The following is a 24,165-nucleotide window of genomic DNA, read 5'->3' on the forward strand; positions in this document are numbered from 1 at the left end:
AACTAAAACTAATAAGGATTTTACAATGGCCAAGCCAACAACAGAAACCATTCACCTACCTGATTTTCCAGTAACCATAGTACGCAAGCTTGCTGGCAATTTCATCCATGATGAAATCAATCTAAAAGAGATGGTCGCTAATACCGATAAAGGCCTTATTCTTTATTTTTATCCTAAAGATAATACGCCAGGCTGCACCACACAGGCAACAGAGTTTACTTCGCACCTTCATGACTTCGATGAATTGGGCTACGACATCATCGGCGTCTCTCGTGACAGTGTTGAATCTCATGAAAAATTTATCGACAAATATGACTTACAGATTCCACTCATCAGTGACGCTGATGAAAAGCTATGCCAGTATTTTGATGTTATCAAAGAAAAAAATATGTACGGCAAAGTTACGCTAGGCCTTGTACGTTCGGCATTTGTATTCAATAAAAACAGTGAGCTGACTCATGCACAGCGTAACCTACGTGCCAAAGACTATACCAGTCGCTTGCTGACTATATTGGCGCCGTAATCACTGGTTCTGTAATTAAGTCAGTGTTATTGACGTTATAGTTAAATCTGTATTGATCATAAGAACGATAAAAACCGAATAAAAAATATAAGCCAAGCATTCAGTCTATTACTGAATATAACTTTGCCCCTATTAGAGAATAATATGAATAAACAATCTGACACGACTACTGACGATACGCCGAAAGAAGTCACGCGCAAAGTATCTGTCGCTATTATTGGCGCGGGTACCGCAGGTCAAAACGCTTTTCGCCAAGCGAGTAAAATCAAAGATGACGTAGTTATTATAAATGAAGGATTTTGGACCACGACCTGTATTGCGGTCGGCTGTATGCCTAGTAAGCTGCTAATTGCAGCTGCTGATCGCGCACATGATGCCAACCATTCTGCTGAGTTTGGTATTCATGCAACCGCGCAAATCGATGGCAAACGAGTCATGGAGCGTGTGCGTGACGAGCGCAGTCATTTTGCCAGCTACATTAAAAAGCAAGTGGACAGCTGGCCTGATCATAAGAAAATCGACGGTCGTGCTCTTATTAATGAGCAAGGGCTAATCGAGGTCAATGATGAGCTGATTGCTGCTGAGCAAATTATTGTCGCCACCGGTAGCTCGCCGTTTATTCCTGATGGGTGGGCGGATAAGCTTGGTGATACCATGCTCACTTCTGATAGTGTCTTTGAGCTTGAAGATTTGCCAAAAACGATGGCTGTCGTCGGTGCTGGTGCCATCGGTCTAGAGCTTGCACAAGCGTTTACACGTTTAGGTGTAGAAGTCACGCTGCTAAACCATGCCAAACAAGTGGCTGGTCTAAAAGATGATGATATTAATAACAAGGCCATGGATTGCTTAAGTCATGAATTAACCATGCATCTAGGCAGTGAAATTACCGATGTAGGCACAAAAGCAGATGAAGGTAATAAAAGTGCATTTATCGAGTATGAAGATAGTGCTGGTGAGTCTCAGCAATGGCAAGGCGATTACGTCTTAGTTGCTACTGGTCGTCGCAACAATATTAAGCAGCTGGGTATCGAAAACTTGGGCGTTGAGCTAGACGATAAGAACCGTCCAAAAGATTTAAGTAAAAAAACAGGTCAGATTGGCGACTTAAACGTCTATATCGTTGGTGATGCCAATGCTAATATTCCATTACTGCATGTGGCCAGCGATGAAGGCTATAGTGCGGGCAGCATGGTCTGCGAAAACACAGAAGCGGCCTATATTCGCCCACCTGCGACTCCTTTTTCTATCGTATTTTGCTCACCGCAAATCGTCAATGTGGGTATGTCGCTACCAGAGATTCAAAAAGATTCAGAACTCGAATTTGTTATCGGTAGTGTGAGTTTTGATAATCAAGGACGTAGCCGTGTAATGGGTGTCAACTGCGGCTTACTACATATCTATGGCTGTAAAAAGACAGACAGAATTTTGGGCGCTAGTATGGTCGGCCCTGATGCTGAATATATCGGTCATATACTTGCTACAGCGATTACCAATGATTTGAGCATTAAAGACATGCTCGACACCCCTTTTTATCATCCGACGATACTAGAGGGACTACGTACGGCGCTACGTGATGTTCAATATAAAATGGAAATACCTTTCCAGTCTCTAGATACCCAAAAGGATAATTCTTAATCGACCATTTAGCTAAGTCCTCAAGTCAGCAATGCCTTTAAATTAATAGTAACTAGTCTTAACTGTTCCTTTATTTGATTGCCTTGACGACTTGAGGTAATTTATAAATAGATATTCGTTTATAATTTTTTGTACAAACACATCCTGCATGGACGAAAAAATGCCAATCGCTAGTGTTACCGACTTTTTTAAAGAGATCGTTCGCGACTTACATACTAGCCTATATCTTGCTCTTGGCGGCTCTATCGATGAAGAGTCACTTAATTGGTCCTCTCAAGCAGTAGAACTGGCTAGCACTGGCATCAAAATCCTAATCCTGCTTGCGGTATTGGGATTTTTTTATTGGTTGGCCAATTATATCCTTAGGCAAAGCCGTGCCAAAATTCGATTAAATGAGCGCCGCACCAAGATTGTCCGTTCAGTTTTGCGCTATGTCTGGATTGTCGCCAGTCTGATAGCGATTATGAGTCAGATAAACTTTGAACCAGAAACCATCAAAGCCACCGCAAAGGCAAGCACTTGGGCAGGCATCTATTACGTACTTTGGGCATCATCAGGACAAATCATTCACAGAGTCCTACAGCATTATGGTCTCAATGCTTCCATAGAACAGCTTCTCAAAAATATTTTATCTGTACTACTATTGGTACTCGGGCTTGCCAGCGTCATGGCGCAATTTGGCTTCGACATTGTATCGTTAGTGGCGGGTTTAGGTATTGTTGGTTTGGCGGTTGGTTTCGCCGCTCAGTCTACCCTTGCTAATTTTATCGCTGGTATCACCATTCTGCTTGAGCAGTCTTTTCAAGTCGGTGACTGGATTCATATCAATGATAATGAAGGACGCGTGGTACTTATCGCGTTGCGCACCACTCATATCCTTACCCGAGACAATATCACTGTTATTATTCCAAACTCTAACGTTGCCTCCTCAGAAGTCATCAACCTGACTTCCAAAAACTTTATCCGTTTTGATATTCGCGTACGTATCGCGTTCGAAGATGATATAGAAACGGCTCGCAAGGAAATCTTGCAAGTTCTCAGCGATACCGATGCGGTGCTTAATCGTCCTGAAACCTCAGCGACCGTGGCAGAAATTGGTGAGTACGGGGTGTTTTTTATTGTGAGATTCTGGGTTAAACCAGCCGCCGTTGCCCGCATCCCCAAAATTAAAGAAGTGCTACAAGAAGAGATTAAAATTGCGTTTGATGCGGCTAATATTTCTACGCCCTATCCGCATATGCGCTTGCTGATGCCAAAAGATGTTGACTACCCTATTGCGACCAAGCCCTTTGCAACCACCACTCAAATCGTCCCAGAGGAATTACCACTGACGAAAGGTGAGTAGAGAATTTATTGTCACGTATTTAGCTATCACATCTTAAAATCTTAAACACGGCTACTTTGAACCATCCTACTGTGAATTATGGTAAAATTGCCGGTTACACCGATTATCTTATTATTTGCTTTTTTGTCAATTTAGCCCACAGGTACCCGTATGACCGAACAAACCGCGCCCGCATCTCTAACAGCAGCTTCACCAGAGTTGTCGCTTGATCTTATTATTACCTGTGCCGATGGGCTTGAGGCACCACTGCAGACTGAGCTAACCAGTTTTGGCATTGACAGCGAAATCAAAAGTACCGGCCGTCTAGCTGTCACTGGTGGCTTACGTGAGCTATATACCATCTGTCTATGGTCACGCGTGGCCTCACGAGTATTGATGCTGATTAAACGTAAAAACATCAATGCAGAATACGACGTTGCGGAGCAGCTATACGGCTTGGCAAAATCGGTCAATTGGACTGAGCAGTTTAGCCTAGAGCAAACCTTTGCTATTCGTTTGTCTGTTGATAAGCGTGTCGCTGTCAGTCAGCAGTTTGCCATGCTACGTATCAAAGATGCGATTGCCGATACCTTTAACGAAGTTTACGACAGCCGTCCTAACGTCGACAGCAAAAACCCAGACTTCTCTGTTTTTGCCACCATTAATGACAAGCAAGCTGAACTGTATTTAGATTTATCAGGTACCAGTTTGCATCGCCGTGGTTATCGCGTGGCCATGACAGAAGCACCATTAAAAGAAAACTTAGCAGCTGCCCTACTCTATAGTGCTGGTTGGCACAAGAAAAACGAAGCTGGCGATGCACCTTTCTATAATGCGTTAATCGACCCAATGTGCGGTTCTGGAACGTTCCTTATTGAAGCGCTATTGATGCATTGCGACTATGCCGTGGGTATCGACAAAGCTGCTAATCAATTTGGTTTTTACCAGTGGCAGCATCATGATGAGACGCTATGGCAAGAGATGATCGATGATGCTCAAACTCGTTTCCGCGAAGCATTAGAGATTGCCAATGAGCAGCCTGATACGTTGCCGCTGATGCTGGGCTTTGATGCTGATAGTGGTGCGATCCTCGCCACAGAAAAGAACTTAATTGCCGCAGGTCTACAGGATTTACTACCACTACTCGATATCGAGCATCGTGCGCTTGACCAACTTAGTAACGTGCTCAAGCCATTAGTCAATGATGGTCGATTGAGCAATCCTTTGGTCATTACCAACCCACCATATGGTGAGCGTTTGGGTGATGAAGAAATGATTAAGCCGTTGTATCAAGCGATTGGGCTGATATTGCAAGACAGCTTTGCCGGTAGTGGCATTGACCCGATGCTTGGCATATTGGCCTCTCATGTTGAACAAGTAGATATTCTACCGATTAAAGAACCAAAAACCTTACGCTGTCATAACGGTGCTATTACCGTCTATTTCCGCTACGGAACGCTTATCGCTGGGCAAACAGGCAACCTTGTCAGTCGTTTTGAGAAACGCGAGATTGAAGTAGAAGACGGTCAAGACTTCATTAACCGTCTGCAAAAGAACCTTGCTAAGCTCAAGAAACTGGCCAAAAAAGACAACGTAAGCAATATTCGTGTTTACGATGCTGATTTACCTGATTTCAAAGTTGCGATCGACTTGTACGGTGATTATGCACATGTGCAAGAATATGCGCCGCCAAAGACCATCCCGCCTGAGACCGCAAAAAAACGCTTTAACTTGGCATTGATGGGTATCCGTGAAGTCTTTGATATTAACCGTGAACAGATCTTTATCAAAACGCGTGCCCGTCAGTCTGGAAACGACCAATACAGTAAGCAGAACACCACAGAAAAACGTGGCAAGTTTCATATTGCGCGTGAAGATGGTGCCTATCTGTATGTCAACTTTACAGATTATTTAGATACCGGTCTGTTTATCGATCACCGTAATATGCGTGCTCGTATCAAGGACAACAGCCGCGGTAAAGCAGTACTTAACCTGTTCGCTTATACTTGTACCGCAAGTGTGCATGCAGCGCTTGCTGGTGCGAAAAAAGTCACTAGCGTTGATTTGTCACAGAACTATCTAGATTGGGGCAAACAAAACTTTGTCTTGAACGGTTTGGACGTTAGCCGCAATAAGTACCAATTCGTTGCTGCCGATATCTTTGAGTGGATAAAAGACAATACCGAACAGTTCGATGTTATCTTTATTGATCCACCGACCTTCTCAAACTCTAAGAAGTTTCAAGGTACTTTTGATGTGCAACGTGACCATGCGGCATTGATTAATCGTGCAATGAACCGTCTTACCTCTGATGGCGTCTTGTACTTTTCTAACAACTTTACGCGTTTTGAGTTAGATGAGCAGTTGACTCAGCGTTATGACATCATTGATATCACGCAAAAAACCATTGGCTTTGATTTCAATATCAAAAAGCCGATTCATCAAAGCTTTGAGATTCGTCATCGTCAAAGTCTATAATTCGAAGTTTTAGATTTATAGTTTAGAATTTAAAGTCCGTAAACAGGATTTTAATAAATAAAACTATAGATTTATAGTGACAGCATAAGTACCTGAAACTTCTGTTTTTTGCCGAATGTATATGAAATATAACAATGGCCCAATCAGCTTTGATTGGGTCATTTTTTGTTGCTATGATAGAGCGTTACTAGGCGATGGATTTGCGCAGTTATTGCGTAAGCATCGCCTTTTTTCGATGACCTTATAAAACCACTAACGTCTAATAAAAAGGATAACACCATGGCTTTATCACTTAATAAAGGCGGTAATTTATCGCTAACGAAAACTGACCCAAATTTAACCAAACTACTTATCGGTCTTGGTTGGGATGAGCGCGCTACTTCTGGTGCTGAGTTCGATCTTGATGCTAGCGTGTTTTTGCTAAATGGTGCGGGTAAAGTGCGCGGCGATCACGACTTTATCTTTTATAATCAGCTGAAGTCTGACAATGGCGCTGTCGAGCATACTGGTGACAACCGTACTGGCGAAGGCGACGGTGATGATGAGGTTATCAAAGTAAATCTCACTCAAGTACCTGCAGACGTAGATAAAGTAGTCGTGACAGTGACTATTCATGACGCTGCAGCGCGTAGCCAGAACTTTGGTCAAGTCGCAAACGCCTTTATCCGTGTCGTTAACGAAGAGACTGGTACTGAAGTAGTACGTTTTGATTTAGCAGAAGACTACTCTGTAGAGACAGCGATGGTATTTGGCGAAGTATATCGTCACAACGGCGAATGGAAATTCCGTGCTGTTGGTCAAGGCTATTCAGGCGGCTTGCAAGCGATGTGTCAGCAATACGGTGTTGATATCTAAAACCATTATTCACTGGTATTTAGTCTATTATTAGTCACCGTCATCACGTCCAAAATAGCAAACCGCCATCGTTGCAAATAGTCACAATTTTTAATGGCCAAATGACTAGTAATGCTTTACGTTTCGTTTAAAATTATGCATAAAAAGTGGTTAGTAATAACCGCTTTTTTGCGGTTCATGCCTATACTAGGTAGACCTTAGCTTTACGCAACCATACAGGATGTGTCATGAGACATTTTTATTTAGACTTTATCTTCACCGCAATTGCTTTGGCAATAGCAGCATGGTGGGGATATTCACATGGCGGTATGGGTGGCATGATAGCCACTCTTTCTATTACCGCTATTTTGGCCGTCATGGAGATTTCATTATCTTTTGATAATGCGGTGGTCAATGCTTCAGTCCTTAAGGGCTGGGACGAATTTTGGAAAAAGATATTTTTAACCGTTGGTATCCTAATCGCTGTATTCGGTATGCGATTGGTCTTCCCTATTGTCATCGTCGCGGTTACTGCTGACCTTGGTATGATGGAAGTCATCAACTTGGCTTTATATAGCCCTGAAGAGTACTCGGCAAGACTGATGGCACACCATGCGGAAATCTCAGCATTTGGTGGTATTTTCTTACTATTGGTATTCTTGAACTTTATTTTTGATGACAAAGAAGTACATTGGTTTGACTGGCTTGAAAGCCGTTTAGCCAAGCTAGGTAAAGTCGATGCCATGAGCGTATTTGTAGCGCTTATCGTCTTGATGATTGCGGTATCGTGGGCTAATGCAGAGCAGTCAAGCGCTGTCCTAATCGCAGGTGTTTGGGGTATCTTGGTTTATCTGGGCGTACAGGTTGTATCAGGTATGCTCGAGGGCGATCTGGAAGAAGACCTAGAGAACGAAGAGAATGGTTCGGGCGCTGCGGCGACCAGTGCCATTATGAAAGGCGGTATCATTGGTTTCCTATACTTAGAAGTCCTAGATGCCTCATTCAGTTTCGATGGCGTGATTGGCGCATTTGCAATTACTAATGATGTGATTGTTATCATGTTAGGTCTTGCGATTGGTGCGATGTTCGTACGTTCGATGACTATCTTCTTGGTAGACAAAGGCACGCTTGACGAGTTCATCTATCTTGAGCATGGCGCACATTATGCAATCGGCGCATTGGCACTGATTATGCTATTGTCAGTGAAGTTCCACGTGCCAGAGATTATCACTGGTCTGATTGGTATTGCCTTTATTGGTTGGGCGCTGCTAGCGTCACTTCAGCATCGTAAAGCTGAGAAAGCCAGCTTAAACTAAGGCATGTTCTCAGTGTAATCTGTATCTAGTTATACATCTAAGCAGGTCATATCATCAGGTATGGCCTGTTTTTTTTAACAATTTTGCCTTACTGTTAGGCCGTATTGAAGCCCCAAGATATCGGAATAACCAATAATTAAGACAATCAATGGTTAAAATTACGTTTGCCCTGTTACTATTACCCTATCTTCAGTTAAAATCCTCATCCTTAAATAAATTGTCGAAATAAGACCCTATAAACAATATGCAAAAAATTCTTGATGATATTGCCGCAGAGATGGCAAGAGAAACTGACCGCGGCAAAGTAGCAGATTATATCCCGCAATTGGCTCATGTCGATCCGAACCAGTTCGGTATAGCTGTAGCGACTCCTGATGGGCATATGTATGCAGCAGGTGATGCAAGCACTCTGTTTTCCATCCAAAGTATCTCTAAAATATTTACCTTGACCATTGGTCTTGGCAAGCTAGGCGATACACTTTGGACACACGTCGGACGCGAACCATCTGGCGATCCTTTTAATTCAATTGTGATGCTCGAGCATGAGTCTGGCCGCCCACGTAATCCTTTTATCAATGCTGGGGCAATCGCAGTTGTCGACGCCATCATGATGGGACATGAGCCAAAAGAAACACTGGGTGAAATCCTGCAGTTTGTTCACCTCATTGCAGATGATGAGTCAATTCGCTTTGATCATAAAGTAGCGGCTTCTGAGATGGCGCACAAGGACCGAAATGCCTCTCTGGCGCACTTTATGAAATCCTTTGGTCGTTTAAGACACGATGTGGATAATGTATTAGGTACGTATTTTCATCAGTGCTCAATTGCAATGAACTGCCAACAGTTGGCCAGTGCTGGTCTGTACTTAGTGTCTAATGGAGTTGATAAGCACTCAGGAGTACGCGTAATCAATGAAAAACGAGCACGCCGTATTAACTCGTTGATGATGATGTGTGGTCATTATGATGGTTCTGGCGAATTTGCTTACCGCGTGGGTTTGCCAGGCAAAAGCGGCGTTGGTGGCGGTATTTTGACGATAGCACCTGGTAAAGGTTCTATCGCGGTTTGGTCACCAGGGCTTGATCATGTAGGTAACTCTAAGCTTGGACTAAAAGCACTAGAGCGCTTCGTACAAAAAACTGGCTGGTCAGTTTTTGCAGAATAAGAGATACATGTATATTTATCTAAATAGGTTTTTTATATAACGCCATACTCTCATACTAGCTGCAAAGCATACCTAAGCCATGAGTTGGTTTATTATAAGCACATATAGTCAGTCGGTGCTTTTTAAAGCGATTGTTTTATCTAAGCTATCTTTGTGCTAAATCCCTTTTGTATGAAACATTACTTTTCATAACAATATCTTAACGACTATTGCTAAGTTGACTAGAAATTATCAAAGATACAGAAGTATTATTTCCCTTGGTAAGCATATAGTAAGTGCACAAAATACGCCTTGCTTAGTGAGCAAACGCTTAGTATAGTAAAACCTAATGATATGCAGGGCATAGCGTACAGGTAAGTTTTTATTATTTGCTCTGAGGTATCAGTCACTGCACAACTTTTAGTTTATTTTTTATCAATCAATCCACTTAACTATTAATCCAAAGGATATTTGTATGGCTATTAGCTTAACAAAAGGCGGCAACGTAAACTTATCAAAAGAAGCGCCAGGTTTAACTAACATTACAGTCGGTCTAGGCTGGGATCCACGTGCCACTGACGGCCAAGAGTTTGATTTAGATGCAATCGGTTTCTTGATTAACGAAGCAGGCAAAGTCCGTAACGACCAAGATTTTATCTTTTTCAATAACCTAAAATCAGACAACGGCGCTGTTGAGCATACTGGTGATAACCGTACTGGCGAAGGCGATGGCGATGATGAGAAAATCAAAATCAATCTTGCGAGCATTCCAGCTGACGTCAACAAAGTAGCTATCTGTGCCATCATCTATGAAGGCCAAGCACGTAACCAAAACTTCGGTCAAGTTGGTGATGCTTATATCCGCGTTGTAAACGATAATGGCGAATCTGAAATCGCTCGTTACGACTTATCAGAAGATGGCAGCACTGAGACGGCGATGATTTTCGGTGAGTTATATCGTCACAGCGGTGATTGGAAGTTCCGTGCGGTTGGTCAAGGCTTCAGCGGTGGTCTAGGACCATTAGCAGCCTCTTATGGCGTAAATGTTTAACGTTAAAACCAACGTAAATGTTTAGCAAGCCAATTATCATAATCAGACGTCTGGTTATGATCTAATGAGCCATCAAGTGTGCCCCTTTAACGCATTTGATGGCTTTAAATTTAATTGGCTAATCATTACAGTCTATAGCGCAAATAAAAGCATACGCATACATTAAGAGCATTTAACAAAGATATTAGAATAAGGATTTGCAAGCCATGGCCGCAACATTCAGTTTAATCGGTACTATTGAACCTTTTTTGCATTGTAATCTTAAAAAAGGCGATTCAATTTATTGTGAAGCCAATGCGATGGTGATGATGGAGTCCAATCTTGAGCTGAAAGGTAAGCTACAAGGTGGCCTGATGCAGTCACTGATGCGCCGCTTTGCAAACGATGAATCGTTGTTTCAACAGCAGATTGAAGCGGTTAATGGTGAGGGCGACTGTTTGCTTGCGCCCACGCTTGATGGTGATATGCAAATCATAGAAGTTGGCAAGCAGCAATATACATTGAGTGATGGTGCGTTTGTCGCGGCCCAAACTGGCGTCGATATCAGAGCCAATATTCAGCGCAATTTAGGCGGTGCAGTGTTTGGTGATACAGGCGGCTTTATGGTGATGCAGACCCAAGGTCAAGGCCAAGTCGTGGTATCTGGTTTTGGCTCGTTGTTTGAGATTGATGTCACACCGGATAAAGACGTTATTATTGATAACGGTCATGTGGTCTGCTGGGACTCAAATCTTGAATACAAGTTGTCAGTTTCTACCAGTAAGAAAAAAGGCATCATGAGCAATATTATCAACTCTGTTACTAGTGGCGAAGGTATGGTTCTGAACTTCTCAGGAAGTGGCAAAGTCATTATTTGCTCGCGCAATCGTGACAGTTATCAAGGTTGGATACAAAGCGTCCTAGGTAGTAGCTCAGGTGGACGTGGTGGCGGTGGCGGATTTTTAGACAATATCTTATAGCACCTTTCGCAATTTATAATACTCTTTAGCATTATTTTTAAACGGTTTTACTCACAATTATTATAAGGATACTCACATGGCAGTTAGTCTTCAAAAAGGTCAAAAAATCTCCCTAAGCAAAGAAGCTGGTGGCGAGCTGACTCAAGTTAAACTAGGTCTAGGCTGGGATGTCGCGCAAGGGCCACAGGATAAAAAAGGTGGCTTCTTAGGAAAATTATTCGGCGGCGGTTCTGGCGGCGATTCTATCGATTTAGATGCTTCATGCATCATGTTCGATGCTAACAAGCAAGCGGTCGATGCCATTTGGTTTAGTCAGCTAAAATCGAAAGACGGCAGTATCGTGCATACTGGTGATAACCGTACTGGCGATGGTGATGGCGATGATGAAGTCATCAATGTCGATCTCTCAAGAGTACCTGCCAATGTGGTTTCATTGGTATTTACGGTCAATAGCTTTACTGGTCAAACGTTTGAGACAGTAGAAAATGCTTTTTGTCGTATCGTTAATGCCAATAATAATAGTGAAGTAGCACGTTATAACCTGTCTGCGCAAGGTGGACATACGGCGATGGTAATGGCAAAGGTCTATCGTCATAACAATGAATGGAAAATGCATGCGATTGGCGAAACAGCTTCTGGCCGCACCTTCCACGATTTAATGCCTGCTATTACTCCGCATGCATAATTGACTTGAGACTTTAACTGGATTATTACCAATCTAGTTAAATAGTTTATTTCATAAAAGAGCGGCCCATCTATCAATAGATGGGCCGCTCTTTTATGTTTATTATTTAGATCTTAAAAAATACTATTTACGTCCACGTTTCCAGCTAAAGCCCCAATTAAACGCTTTGTCCATTTCTTGGTGACCTTTGAAGTATTGGTTGATACGCTCAACATTGATACTGCCTTTTTGATTGACCAAACGGGCAATGGCACACATTGGTAGATTACCAGCACCCTCGGTCAAACGTGTCTCAATCGGTGATTGCTCGGGTACATGGATAGTCACAACCCCATAGGTTTTTTCCCAGTTGGGCGCGCCTTCATAAATAAACGCAAAGATAAACACCTCTTCAATCTGTGACCATTGCTGACCGTTAATATCTAGCCATTCACCGCCGCTTACCTGCCCCGTTCTATCATCCGCACGTAGGCAAACATAGGGCGCTGATTGTAAACTACCAAAACGATTACCCAACGCTTGAATAAGGGTTTTTTCGCCATTTTTTAGATGAATCATAGCACCGACATCTAGATCGATACCGCTTGATTGATGCTGCTTAAACAGATCTCCCAGTATGCCTTTCTTAGGCGCTGCTTTATCACTTTGCGGGCGTTGGTTCCAATCTAAATTGACCGAAATTTTGCCAAAGTCATCACGTTTTTTAAGATTAATGCTAGATTGGTTTTTAGTTAAGGTTATTTTACTTAAGTTAATCGAAGGACTGGCAGGAATCGGTGGCGGGTTATTAGTTTGAGACGTGCTGCCTACTTTTTGCGTATTGATTGGTCGCTGCGTGTTGATAGGTTGGCTTTGTGCAGGGTTCTGATTTTGGGCAGGTGCGTCATCAGCGATTTCAACACCAAAATGCTCAGATAAAGGTTTTAACCCTCCTTCAAATCCTTGGGCGATAAAACGAAATTTCCAGCTTCCTTGTCTGCGATAGCATTCAGCCAATATAATGGCTTTTTCATTACGTCCAACGCTACTCAATTGACAGCTCATCAGCACTTGGCTGCCCTGCAAAACTTGAATGTCCACATCGCCAACTTGCGACAGTGTTTGCGCACTAGAGAACGCTAGGGCAATTTTCTCAATAGTTGCAGGCTGTGCAGACAAATTGACATCAAAAAACCCATCACTGTCATGACCACGGAAGCTAACACTACCATCATCGCTACGTGTCTGACCATAAAATATCATGTCACCATCACCGCGTACTTTTCCGTCATTAGTCAGGCGATAAGCGGCACAATCGATGGCATTTTGGCTTAAAATACGAATGCTAATATTGTCAGTTGGTAGTGGCGCATTGGCACCTGCAATTAGTTTTTGAGGTTGGTTTTGACTCATCATACATCCTTTAGATTATTTATTATGCTGTTGTCATTGTCATGCTGACTATCATCATATAGTAGCATGGATATTATGAATTTTTTGAACCAGACAATCGCTATATAAGCGCTAAAGTCATCCTTACAAATCCCTATGACTATTTTATTAGAGGCGTTTATAACGCATATCATTTGTATATAATACTTCCTATTAAACCGTATACCTTTGCTAATATTACTACTAGATTTGCAGTAGCAATATTGACTTGCCCATTCCCCTACACCTAATGATAACGCTGAGAGAATTATGAATAATCTTGCTGACAATAGTAACCCTTCAATACCAGTAGGAGCGTGGTTAGCTGAAGGCCAATCTAGCCAGCGTGATATGTTAAAGAGCTTACAAAGTCTAAAGAGCAAATCAAGCAGTCCTTCAAACAACCCTTTTCAAGTTATTGCCTCACACCGTCATGATAGACCTGAAATTTTTGAATTAGCCGATATGGTTTATCGTGAGCCAACTGACTCGATTGTAGATACTGACACCCAAATGACTAGCGAACCTATACCACGCTGGCAGTTCGTATTGGAACAAGCTCAAAAGCATAACGTAAAAGTACTACTGACTGGACGCAATGGTATCGATTATGAAGCGCATCGTGAGAAATTTGACGCTGCGGGTATTCGCTTATTGACGGGCGCAACCAGCGTGGCGGCACTAGAGTCAATCGATGATAAATTTGCTTTTATGCAGCATTGTCACACTCATAATATCCCAGTGGCAGACGCATGGCGTTTTGACAATACGGCGGAGCTTGAGGCTTTACTCACCGAGCATGGTGACCAACCCCTATGCGTCAAACCTGTTGTCGGTATTTTTGCCCAAGGGTTTTGGCGACTAGACACGGGTAAAGCAGATAGTACTGCGTACGATAGCTTTGAGCACTTATACTTCACTGAAGAGAAAAAGATAAATACAGCTCAGTTTGTGAATGCCTATACCAACAGTCAAATGGTACACGAGCGCCCTATTCCAATGTTGCTTATGCCTTACCTATCAGGGCAAGAGTACTCTATCGATGTAGTCTGTGAATATGGCGAAGTTCTAGCTGCTGTCACTCGTCATAAAACAGGGAAGATACAACACGTTGGTTATGAGCAGTCTGTCATGGATGTCGTAATCCCATTGATTAGGGCTTTTGGCTGTGATGGTATCGTCAGTGTACAGACCAAAGCTGACGATAGTGGTCAGCACCGAGTTCTTGAGATTAATAGCCGCCCATCAGGTGGTATTGGTTATACTTCTCATAGTGGAATTGATTTGACGCAAGTTGGATTTTCTTATTGGCTGGGATTATCAGAGAGACCTAACTTAGAGACCAATATTCAGCATATTGAACCATGCCAAGTACGCTCTATTATGATGAGTGTCAAAATTGAAAAGGATAATGAATAAATAGTCCGCTAAGCATGCACGTGGTTAGCAAATGATTTGAATAGGCACAAAAAAAGGTTTTTAGATTAATATCTAAAAACCTTTTTTATTATCTTCATTCTTGAAAAGTATTAAAAACGAACGCTTTGAATTATTCACCAAACGCTAGTGTTGTTTGCTTAGGTGCATTTTTAGAAGCAATGAACCATAACAAGCTCAATACAACGGCTGAACCGATGAAAATCATAATAGATGAAGAAATGGCACCTGCATGTGTATAGTCCATCGGCATCACATGATCAGTCATTGTCATTTCCATCGCGGCTATACCAGTGTAATGCATACCACAAACGGCAAGACCCATGATAAACGCACTACCAAAACGCTGTAATGAACCACGCAAATTAAATGCCAACCATAGTGCAGCGATAGCGGCTGCAATAGCAATCACAATTGATACCATTAATAACGGTATATTGTATGACATGGTAGCGTCCATTTGCATAGAGGCCATACCCGTATAATGCATAGCTGCGACACCAAGTCCAGTAAGCACGCCACCGCCGATCAGTTTACCAATGCTTGAATCACCGCGACCTACGATAAGGACACCGACAGCAACGAAACAAATTGCAAGTAGCATTGAGACAATCGTTAACCCTAGATCATAGGTAACAGGCATTTTCATATCAACTGCCATCATACCGATATAGTGCATAGACCAAATCGCACCCCCGATTGCAATCGAAGATAGCGCAACCCAAAAATATAAATCTGTTCCTGGCTTGGCAGAAGGAACTCGAATGGCTAGGTTTAGGCCGACATAAGAACCAAACACTGCAATGGCGTATGAGACCAACACCAAAAGTAAGTTATATTCAACTTCAATCATTTTTTTGCCTTTTATCTATCATAAAAACTGAGCCAAATAACGTTACTTCAATCACAACACAGTGCGTCATTCGCTCATTAGTATTTGTTTTACACAGACATTAGATTATCTATGCATAATATTTTTACCCAATGGTAAATTCGCAAATGTTGGTACTGCCCGCACCACAATTAGTTTCTTTAACCTGAACCATATCGACAGCAGGATTGCTTGCTAAAAAGCCTTCTATATAACCTACAATAAAATGGCATCCTGAGTGATTATGGTCTGACGATTTACAAAATGGACATTTGATTAAATAAATTACATTGTTCTTTGCTTTAACTTTAGAAAGTCCCTTTAGTGCTGGCACAAGTTCGCGAGTAATCGTAGTAGGCATCTTTAACGGACTACCAAGTGAATAATCACGTTGGTAAATTCCGCCACCAACCTTACGGCCCAACTCGTGCAATGCAGTCATGCGTTGATCACTAGGCAAACTATCTTCATACTGACCGACAATATCTGCTATTTTAGGGTAGTACGCGCCGATGGCTGATAGAACGCTCTTCTCATCCAATGTCTTTTTTGCGGGGGCAGCTGACGAGCCACCCTCATCATCTATTTCTAGATTAAAAAGCGTACATCCTTCGATCGAAGATAAGTCATCGATTAAATCTTCCTGCGTTTTAGACCCCAGACTTCTTGCGATCACGTGAATGATGTTACCACCATTCTCTGAAGCCTCCTGTCTTTGGGAGACTAGCTGATAACCTGCTTTGATAAGCGGCGAAATAACATTGACCAAACGAATACGTTCAGAAGACGTTTCTAATGCACAAGAGAATTTCATAGAGCACTCCTTTTCTTAAAATACTGCTACGCTTTCTTCTATCAAGCTCTCTACATAAAGTAATTAACAAATATGAATAACGTTTTAAAGATCCGGCCAACTGACTTTCTCACAATATAAAAAATATTCAGACATCAACCACACAATAGTTTTTGTATATCTTTTATATTATAAGAAATGAAATATATTCAGTAGATGAAACTTCAATTTTATAGTTATTAAGCATATAAACGATTTAACAACTAGAAATTCATTAATCTTAAAGCAGTAATGAGCTTGAAAACAAGATTGAGATAAATATGTTTAAATAAACTACTATTTTTAAATTCTTATGATAACACTTACTCACAGTGAAGTTACTAAATAGCAATAGATTTTGATTGTATTATTACTGGAATTTTGTTTTGTAGCAATACACTATAAGGTATTGTCCGATAAATGGCTACATTAGCCGACAAATGGCTAGACTATAGTGCCACATCGTTGTTCTATAAAAATAATGTATTATTTAAAAAATCTTGACACCTATTTATATCTATCTATCTTGATATTTCTATTATGCAATTAACCTTAACTATTTATTAAAACACCTATTACTGTTTTCTCTTTGTAGAATAATAGGTCCAAAATAAAAATCCTCTGTGTAGTCAGACTTTAGTCTCAAGGATAGAATCATTAAATAATAACAATAAACATAATCGCGCAAATAAACTAAGGAAATGTGATGTCGAAGCAAGTCGAATTAGTGCTAGGAGCCAATACAGTTATCGAAAATAACAAATGTTCGATCGCATTTTCTACTACTAAACCATTAGAGTTTGGACAGCAGCTTGGGCTATTGTGGTTGCCATTAGATGCCCATCGTAAAGCAGTTTGTAGTCCTGCTTATTTACATGAGTCTAAAGACTGGGCTCAGCTCGATAACAAGGATAATCCAAGCACATGGCAGTTAGATTTACCCCAGTTATTTGATACACTTGGCGTTAGTTTCTTACAACTGATTGCTTATGTTTATCATGAGCCAAGCCTAAACTTGCCAGCGGTAGAGTTAAATGACGTAAGCCTCACGCTCAACAACGGGGATATTCGCTACAACTTCACAACAAACGAGCGGCATGTCAAAGCGGCGATTATATTAGAAATATATCAGCGTAATGGACAGTTCAAATGTCGGGCGCTTGGTGAGACATCAATGCAAGGCTTGGCGAGCCTTGAACATCATGTACAGGTTAGTCTGGATGTTCGTCCACCTAGCACACATACGCTTATTCAAGAAGCTCAACAGCAGCAGCGTACTCAACCAAACAATGAAGCTCGCCCTCCTCGTCAAGTACAAGCAGGCGAGACTTGGACAGGAACAGCGTTTGCTATTGATCCCTATCATCTGCTGACCTGCTATCATGTGATTGAGTCAGCAGCGATGGTTGGCGTACGTCAGCAAGGTCAGCCTGATCGCGAGGCACAAGTCGTACTCAGCGATATCGGAAGCGACTCAGCTATTATTAGAGTTAGTGATCCTTTGCCTAGCTACCTTCCATTGGCGCAGCAGTGTGTTGATATATTAGGTGAGACCATTACCACACTGGGGTTTCCGTTGTCAGGACTGAGTAGCCAACTCCAAGTCACTCAAGGCTGTATATCAGGATTGACAGGTTTAAATAACGATATCCGTCATATGCAATTCACCGCACCCATTCAGCCTGGATCTAGTGGTAGTCCTTTATTATTGCCGACTGGAGAGGTGGTCGGTATGGTCACATCAAGTCTGGTTCATGAACATGCACAAAATATGAACTATGCGGTGAAATTTCAGTTATTATCTGCCCTACTGGCGAGCGCTGGCATCAGTTTGGAGCACACGTCTGATTTGACCAGTGCTACGCCTCTTACAACACCTCAGCTAAGCAAGCAAAGTCGCAGTGCCTTATGGCTGGTTGGCTGTCAGGGTTAAGAAATCTACGACGACATATAATTAAAAGCGCCAAGGAATATGAATGTTAAATGAGCAACACAGTACGACTATCACCCTACCCCGTGGTACGCTAGATCTGACTTATCAAACCAACTCAGCCACTAATAAATCAGTCACTAATAAAAATGGCGCAGAACAACGCGACCATTATCAATTAGAAGACTTACTTGGATTTGCACAGCGTATTAATCCAAAGCGTGCGTTTTTGTTTGTCTCAAAAGTGCTAGGTCGTCATATTCCCGTTGCGCCAAGCACCATGCGAGAGGCATTTACTGATTTGGCTGATTTAGTGCCTAATCACTTGTCTCAACCTATCCTAGTCATTGGTATGGCAGAGACCGCTGTTGGTCTATCTGCTGGTGTCCATCGAGCGCTACAAACGCGCTATCCTCAAGCTCTGCTATTAAACTCTACGCGTCATGCACAGCACGATGAGAGTAGTGATCCAAATGGTACCGACTCCTTGCTAACGACGTTTTGTGAAGACCACAGTCATGCTAGCCAACATTTAATTTATCAGAGCAAAGATAGCGTTACTCAGGCGCAGCTACTGGCCAGTAAAACACTGATTATGGTCGATGATGAAGCCTCAACGGGTAATACCTGCGTTAATGTCGTCACTGCGCTGCGTGAAGCAGGACTGATCCAGTTAGAGCAAGTGCATCTAACAACACTGGTCGATTGGTCATTAGATCAAGAGAAACCTAATCCACAGTCAGATGCTAAACCTGCACGTATGGCCGATCGTCTCGCTGGTATTGAGTTTCATCGACATCATTTATTGTCTGGTGCCTGGCAATGGACAGATGCCCCTAATCCTGAACCCATTACAATGCCATCGGTTGATACTACTGCCGCTGGTAGTCAGGCGCTCGGTGATACGGGAAACTGGGGGCGTTTTCCAACGCTAGACAGTACAGAAGGTTTTGCTAACTATCTTTCAAGTTTTCAGACTGCATTTACCCGTTTTAATGATCAAGAAAACTTTGATGTTGCTCAGCTACCAAAAAGAATCTTAGTATTGGGCAGCAATGAGTTTGTTTGGTTGCCATTTCTATTGGCTGAATGGCTTGAAACAGAGTCCGACAAGCTCAACGACGATACAGCGTCCATGGTTAATTTTAGCGCATTAACCCGCTCACCGATTGCGCTTGGTGGGGCGATTACCACGATGCTGAGCTTTAGCGATAATTACGGGCTTGGTATGACCAATTTTGCTTATAACGTTGAGCCTAGTGATTGGGATTTGATTGTGTTGTGTATAGAAACATCAGCTGATAGTGTGGATGTTATGTGGCGAGGTTTGGATAACGTGCTGGTGATGAGCCCTATTCATTAAACTGCTCTCTAACTTTCAAACCTATTATTTACGGACGACGCCATGACTACCTCCTTTTTTAAAGCCAACTCAGATATCATCAAGCCTTATGCCTTGATGGATTTGGATGACACGTTATTCCAAACCCAACGTAAAATTGACGCTTGGGATTTACCCACCACTGAACCTGAATCTCTAGTTTGTGCGACAGTCAATAAACAAGACGAGCCACTGAGCTTTATGAGTCAGCGCCAAGCAACCTTTTTTAATTGGTTGTTAGCTAGCACCGAATTAATCGTAGTAACGGCGCGGGATCGTAGTGAAATAAAACGTGTGAAGCTGCCATTTGATAGCTGGCAAGTATTAACCCATGGAGCGATTATTTTAACGTCTGACGGAGCGCTGCTGAGCAGTTGGCAGCAGCATATGTATAGTAAGCTTGCGCCATTGCAAGATAAGCTTAATAAACTAAGCGAATTATTTGCCAGTCATAGTCAAAGCGAGCAAAGTCATTTAGTATTTACACCGCATATCGATAGCTTTAACAATGGCTCTGTTGATAAAGAGCTAACCATTTATCTGGCTATCAAACATGCGCAGAAAGACCATCAAGCGCTCGTAGATTTAGCTGAGAAACTGCCCACTCTGATACGTGATTTTAATCAAAATTTCTATGTACATGTGAATGCTAATAACCTAGCGATATTGCCCCATGCGGTTCACAAGCGTCATGCGGTACAGTTTTTATTAGAGCATCATTTAGACCATCAGCGTCCCAGTTTTGGCTTTGGTGATAGCTTAGCTGATCTGCCTTTCTTACAGTTATTGGACTGGTACGGTATGCCCAATCATGGCCAATTGCATGAGCAATACCAGTCTAAATCGTCAGGCTAAATCAGCTTAAACTGCAGCCACGCAAATCCACTTTTATCATCACGAGTGCTATTATTCATACTATGACTTTACCTAATATACAGATAAAAAGAGCTACTCTGCAAAACTATGGCTCAGGCAGCTATCTTGCAAGCGATGTCACTGTCCTACTCGATATGGTGGATAAGGACGCGGTTGCTGATGTGCCCGTCAGTCAAAAAGAAGCGCTTATCCAAAGCGGACAACGCCATTACTCTGACATGCTGACTTTAGAGCAAGCACCTACTGCAATGCATGAGCAGCTATACATACAGGCATTAGAGCAAGGGTCAACAAGAGCAGCGACCGATATCGCTCATTTATCCTATACGCTACATCATGTTTTTCAGCAGAATGTGAGTGATGAGCACCCACTGGTTTTGGTCAGTTTGGTAAGAGCTGGTCTGCCGATTGGTGTGTTATTGCAGCGTGCGCTGTCGGATACAGACAGTAGCTATCGCCTGCCAAGTGTACATTATGGCATCAGTATCATTCGGGATCGTGGTCTTGATCCAATGGCCCTGCAAATGCTACTGGAAGCTTATCCAAACAGTCCAGTCATATTCGTCGATGGCTGGACAGGTAAAGGTGCCATCTATCAAGAGTTGGCTCGTAGTCTAGAGACGTTTAGCGATTCTACTCATGTTAATTTTGCTAATATTTTTCATCAAGGTGCTAACGTCATTCCGCTACTGACTCTTGCCGATCCGGCTGGCGTTGCTTGGCTCGCGGCTAGTGAAGAAGACTGGTTAATCCCATCAGGGTTGTTAAATAGCACCGTATCAGGATTAATTTCACGCAGCTTGTATACAGAGCCGTCATCAGGCCTGCATCGCAGTGTCTTTTATGATGATTTAATTGAGGTAGATCACAGTTTGGCATTTATTGAGCGTATCGATGCCGTGAGACGATCATTGGCTACAACTCCAGCGCGTTTACCGACTTACCAGCAGCCACGCTACCAGACTGCGGCGTTGATAGAGACGCTGGCAGCAGATTATCATATCGTCAATCGCAACCGTATTAAGCCGACTATTGCTGAGGCAACACGTGCCATATTACGCCGTGATCCCGAGCGTATATTGCTCGCCACTGCTGAGCACCCTGATACCGTACTGCTACGCCATTTATGTGCGCAACGAAACATCACTATCAGTGTATTAGGTGATAAAATACTGCCTTATCAAGCCATCACGCTTATCAAGCAGCGCTCCCAAGACACTTAATACAATTAACGGTATTAAATACTTTCTTTTTCGTTCTCTTATACTCTCTACTTATGATGCCAATTATGTCAGATATGCTAAAAACCGAGTCAAACCTTTACAATGATACCCAATCTTATGCGCATCTGATCACTGAGCGTCATGCGATGGTCAAACCACACACGCACCATCCATATCAGCTCGGTGCTAGCTTATACATGCCTGCGACTCGCCAAGATATTTGGCAAGTCATCAAACGAGATAAATTACCGACGATTAATAGTATTATTATCTGTCTAGAAGATGCTGTCAGTCAGCAGGATGTTGAGTTAGCGCTTGAGCGTTTGCGAACCCTCCTAAATACTTGGGCTGAGCATGTGAATAGCATCAATGCGCCATCTAAATCGGCGAAGATTCATGCTCAGCATCCAACGCGTCCACTAGTCTTTATACGCCCACGTAGCCCGATGATGCTACAGCAACTGGCTGATTATGCCCATATCGATCTTATCGATGGTTTCGTCATGCCAAAAGTTGATATGTATAGCCTATCTAACTGGCGCATGGCTTGTCAGAACCTAAAAGTAGATCAACTACTTATGCCGACGCTCGAAACCGCCGCGCTGTTTAATCCGCATCACAATCAGGAGCTTGCCATCGCTTTTAAAGAAGCGTTTAGCCAACCAGTTTTTGCATTGCGTATCGGCGGTAATGACTTGTTTGCAGCATTGCGCTTACGCCGCCCAAAAAACAGTATTGTCTATGACTCGCCTATCGGTACGTTGGCTTATCAAATGCTTGGCTGTTTTGTGCCGCATGGTTTTTATCTTACCGCGCCAGTATTTGAGTACTTGGATCAGCCGACGCTGTTTATGCAAGAGCTGAACCGAGATGTCAGCTTAGGGATGGTGGGCAAAACTGTCATTCATCCAAGCCAAATCGCCCTAGTACAGCAAGCTTACTGTGTGCCACTGAGTACATTGGATGAAGCGCAAGCGATCCTTCACTCTGAGGCCAAAGCGGTATTTAAGTACAATAATACGATGCTAGAGCCTGCGACGCACCGTGCTTGGGCAACTGAAATTGTTAATCGCGCAGAAGCCTTTGGAACCATTGATGACGGACATAGCCAGTACAGCTCACGAATGTAGCTGCCACCGCTGATACAGATAACTGTCTGCCATTTAACAACTTGCACCATGCAAAAAGCCGCTATCAAATAACAGGTAGCGGCTTTTTTATATAGCTATTTGTTTAGGATTTTTTATAGATATGAGGCTTTAAAGCTCTCGAACAGTAGCTACATTAAGCACAACTTTCCAAAAACTGACGGAGTACTTGGTTCACTTGCTCAGGCTCTTCTACTGTCGATGTATGACCAGCACCTTTGATAATAGCAAGCTTAGAACCAGTAATAGCAAAGTGCATGCGTTCAGATTTGGCATAAGGCGTGGCGGCATCTTCATCACCTACCACAATCAGTGTCGGCGTTTTAATTTCACCCAACTGCTCATAAGTACCTGTACGCTCAATCACACCCATTGTTGCTTTGACCACACCGCCCTTGCGATTGCTTTGTAGCATTGTTAGCCACTGCTTACGGTCAGATTTACGCAGCTTGTCTGCCAAAAACGTACTGCCAAACATAATTGGCATCACCTTATTACTCACACGCTTCATACCTAACCAGCGAATCGCTTTAACCAGCTTGCGATACTGAGGGATATTTTTTGGATCTTCAGGGTCAGCAGAGGTTTCTAACAGCGTTAATGACAACAGCAACTCAGGGCGTTTGAGCGCAATACGTTGAGCCACGAACCCGCCCATAGATAGCCCAACAAAGTGACATTTATCAATACCAAGCGCTGCAAGTAAGCCAAGCGTATCGTCCGTCAGCGTCTCCATATCATAGCCAGATTTAGTAACCTGCGACTGACCTTGCCCGCGAAAATCGAAAGCAATACAACGATAGTCTGTTTGAAAATGCTCCACTTGCTTATCATACATCTGTGAGCTCCACAGTAGACCATGAGCAAATACGATAATGGGCTTTGTTGTGTCATTCGGTGCGCTGTCTTCGTAATAAATATCAGCGTTATTTACAGTGATAGTTGGCATAACCACGTCCTTGTTTGATCAATGAAAAGTTTGAGCGTACCCTTGTGTCTTTTACGACTCTTTTACGCTCAACCTGGCATATTAGCATAATCCATTAGACCCTTAGGTCATAGCCTTTTTACGAACCAGTCGTTTTGTCTCATTAGCTAGCATTGGCTT

At 42.7% G+C, this 24,165-nt stretch carries 20 protein-coding genes; 16 read left to right on the forward strand and 4 right to left on the reverse strand.

The features are described 5' to 3' along the window. The first annotated feature begins 25 nt into the window (after nt 1-25). The 10 genes from ACQKCP_RS05390 to ACQKCP_RS05435 all read left to right on the forward strand — a co-directional run bounded on the left by ACQKCP_RS05390 (nt 26) and on the right by ACQKCP_RS05435 (nt 11,949). Nucleotides 26-523, forward strand: a complete 498-nt coding sequence (locus tag ACQKCP_RS05390; RefSeq protein ID WP_160020998.1) for a peroxiredoxin — start codon at nt 26-28, stop codon at nt 521-523. Nucleotides 524-667: 144 nt separating this feature from the next. Beyond that, nucleotides 668-2,158 carry a dihydrolipoyl dehydrogenase gene (locus ACQKCP_RS05395; RefSeq protein ID WP_427611568.1) on the forward strand — a complete coding sequence of 497 codons (1,491 nt, stop codon included), beginning with the start codon at nt 668-670 and terminating at the stop codon, nt 2,156-2,158. A gap of 160 nt (nt 2,159-2,318) precedes the next feature. Continuing rightward, nucleotides 2,319-3,503, forward strand: a complete 1,185-nt coding sequence (locus ACQKCP_RS05400; RefSeq protein ID WP_227526560.1) for a mechanosensitive ion channel family protein — start codon at nt 2,319-2,321, stop codon at nt 3,501-3,503. 150 nt (nt 3,504-3,653) lie between these two features. After that, a complete protein-coding gene (rlmKL, locus tag ACQKCP_RS05405) occupies nt 3,654-5,960 on the forward strand; it encodes a bifunctional 23S rRNA (guanine(2069)-N(7))-methyltransferase RlmK/23S rRNA (guanine(2445)-N(2))-methyltransferase RlmL (RefSeq protein ID WP_427611569.1) in 2,307 nt (768 codons plus the stop codon). A gap of 279 nt (nt 5,961-6,239) precedes the next feature. Next, entirely contained in the window at nt 6,240-6,815 is a 576-nt protein-coding gene (locus ACQKCP_RS05410) for a TerD family protein (RefSeq protein WP_057760825.1), read from the forward strand. A 227-nt stretch (nt 6,816-7,042) separates the two neighbouring features. Then, nucleotides 7,043-8,110 (forward strand): DUF475 domain-containing protein, encoded by a 1,068-nt coding sequence (locus ACQKCP_RS05415; RefSeq protein WP_057760827.1) that lies wholly within the window; start codon nt 7,043-7,045, stop codon nt 8,108-8,110. A gap of 244 nt (nt 8,111-8,354) precedes the next feature. After that, entirely contained in the window at nt 8,355-9,275 is a 921-nt protein-coding gene (locus ACQKCP_RS05420) for a glutaminase (protein WP_290175455.1), read from the forward strand. 454 nt (nt 9,276-9,729) lie between these two features. Continuing rightward, complete coding sequence (locus tag ACQKCP_RS05425; RefSeq protein WP_057760832.1) at nt 9,730-10,305, forward strand: TerD family protein; 576 nt, start codon at nt 9,730-9,732, stop codon at nt 10,303-10,305. 206 nt (nt 10,306-10,511) lie between these two features. Next, nucleotides 10,512-11,264 carry a TIGR00266 family protein gene (locus tag ACQKCP_RS05430; protein WP_057760834.1) on the forward strand — a complete coding sequence of 251 codons (753 nt, stop codon included), beginning with the start codon at nt 10,512-10,514 and terminating at the stop codon, nt 11,262-11,264. 76 nt (nt 11,265-11,340) lie between these two features. Then, nucleotides 11,341-11,949 carry a TerD family protein gene (locus ACQKCP_RS05435; protein WP_057760836.1) on the forward strand — a complete coding sequence of 203 codons (609 nt, stop codon included), beginning with the start codon at nt 11,341-11,343 and terminating at the stop codon, nt 11,947-11,949. 123 nt (nt 11,950-12,072) lie between these two features. On the opposite strand, the gene ACQKCP_RS05440 is transcribed toward ACQKCP_RS05435, so the two are convergent. Beyond that, nucleotides 12,073-13,341, reverse strand: coding sequence for a TerD family protein (locus ACQKCP_RS05440; protein WP_427611570.1), 1,269 nt, complete (start codon nt 13,339-13,341; stop codon nt 12,073-12,075). 288 nt (nt 13,342-13,629) lie between these two features. On the opposite strand from ACQKCP_RS05440, the gene ACQKCP_RS05445 reads away from it, so the two are divergent. Continuing rightward, nucleotides 13,630-14,778, forward strand: a complete 1,149-nt coding sequence (locus ACQKCP_RS05445; RefSeq protein WP_427611571.1) for an ATP-grasp domain-containing protein — start codon at nt 13,630-13,632, stop codon at nt 14,776-14,778. Between the two features lie 130 nt (nt 14,779-14,908). Here ACQKCP_RS05445 and ACQKCP_RS05450 read toward each other — a convergent pair whose 3' ends face one another. Further along, nucleotides 14,909-15,649: an MHYT domain-containing protein gene (locus ACQKCP_RS05450; RefSeq protein ID WP_379544726.1), complete on the reverse strand. Its 741-nt coding sequence runs from the start codon at nt 15,647-15,649 to the stop codon at nt 14,909-14,911. A gap of 124 nt (nt 15,650-15,773) precedes the next feature. Continuing rightward, complete coding sequence (locus ACQKCP_RS05455; RefSeq protein WP_296211579.1) at nt 15,774-16,481, reverse strand: hypothetical protein; 708 nt, start codon at nt 16,479-16,481, stop codon at nt 15,774-15,776. 724 nt (nt 16,482-17,205) lie between these two features. Between ACQKCP_RS05455 and ACQKCP_RS05460 the strand changes: the two genes are divergently transcribed. The 5 genes from ACQKCP_RS05460 to ACQKCP_RS05480 all read left to right on the forward strand — a co-directional run bounded on the left by ACQKCP_RS05460 (nt 17,206) and on the right by ACQKCP_RS05480 (nt 23,039). Next, nucleotides 17,206-18,432, forward strand: coding sequence for a S1 family peptidase (locus tag ACQKCP_RS05460; protein ID WP_427611572.1), 1,227 nt, complete (start codon nt 17,206-17,208; stop codon nt 18,430-18,432). 43 nt (nt 18,433-18,475) lie between these two features. Continuing rightward, nucleotides 18,476-19,792 carry a phosphoribosyltransferase domain-containing protein gene (locus ACQKCP_RS05465; protein WP_427611573.1) on the forward strand — a complete coding sequence of 439 codons (1,317 nt, stop codon included), beginning with the start codon at nt 18,476-18,478 and terminating at the stop codon, nt 19,790-19,792. 42 nt (nt 19,793-19,834) lie between these two features. Beyond that, nucleotides 19,835-20,665, forward strand: a complete 831-nt coding sequence (locus ACQKCP_RS05470) for an HAD hydrolase family protein (RefSeq protein WP_427611574.1) — start codon at nt 19,835-19,837, stop codon at nt 20,663-20,665. 62 nt (nt 20,666-20,727) lie between these two features. Continuing rightward, the gene (locus ACQKCP_RS05475) at nt 20,728-21,909 is read left to right on the forward strand and encodes a cysteine protease StiP domain-containing protein (RefSeq protein WP_427611575.1); all 1,182 of its coding nucleotides are present in this window, start codon (nt 20,728-20,730) and stop codon (nt 21,907-21,909) included. Nucleotides 21,910-21,974: 65 nt separating this feature from the next. Further along, nucleotides 21,975-23,039, forward strand: coding sequence for an HpcH/HpaI aldolase/citrate lyase family protein (locus tag ACQKCP_RS05480; RefSeq protein ID WP_427611576.1), 1,065 nt, complete (start codon nt 21,975-21,977; stop codon nt 23,037-23,039). 154 nt (nt 23,040-23,193) lie between these two features. On the opposite strand, the gene ACQKCP_RS05485 is transcribed toward ACQKCP_RS05480, so the two are convergent. Then, nucleotides 23,194-24,006 (reverse strand): alpha/beta fold hydrolase, encoded by an 813-nt coding sequence (locus tag ACQKCP_RS05485; protein WP_427611577.1) that lies wholly within the window; start codon nt 24,004-24,006, stop codon nt 23,194-23,196. Nucleotides 24,007-24,165: the final 159 nt, after the last annotated feature.

The organism is Psychrobacter sp. NPDC078631 (genome assembly GCF_050268165.1).
Classification (GTDB): Bacteria; Pseudomonadota; Gammaproteobacteria; order Pseudomonadales; family Moraxellaceae; genus Psychrobacter.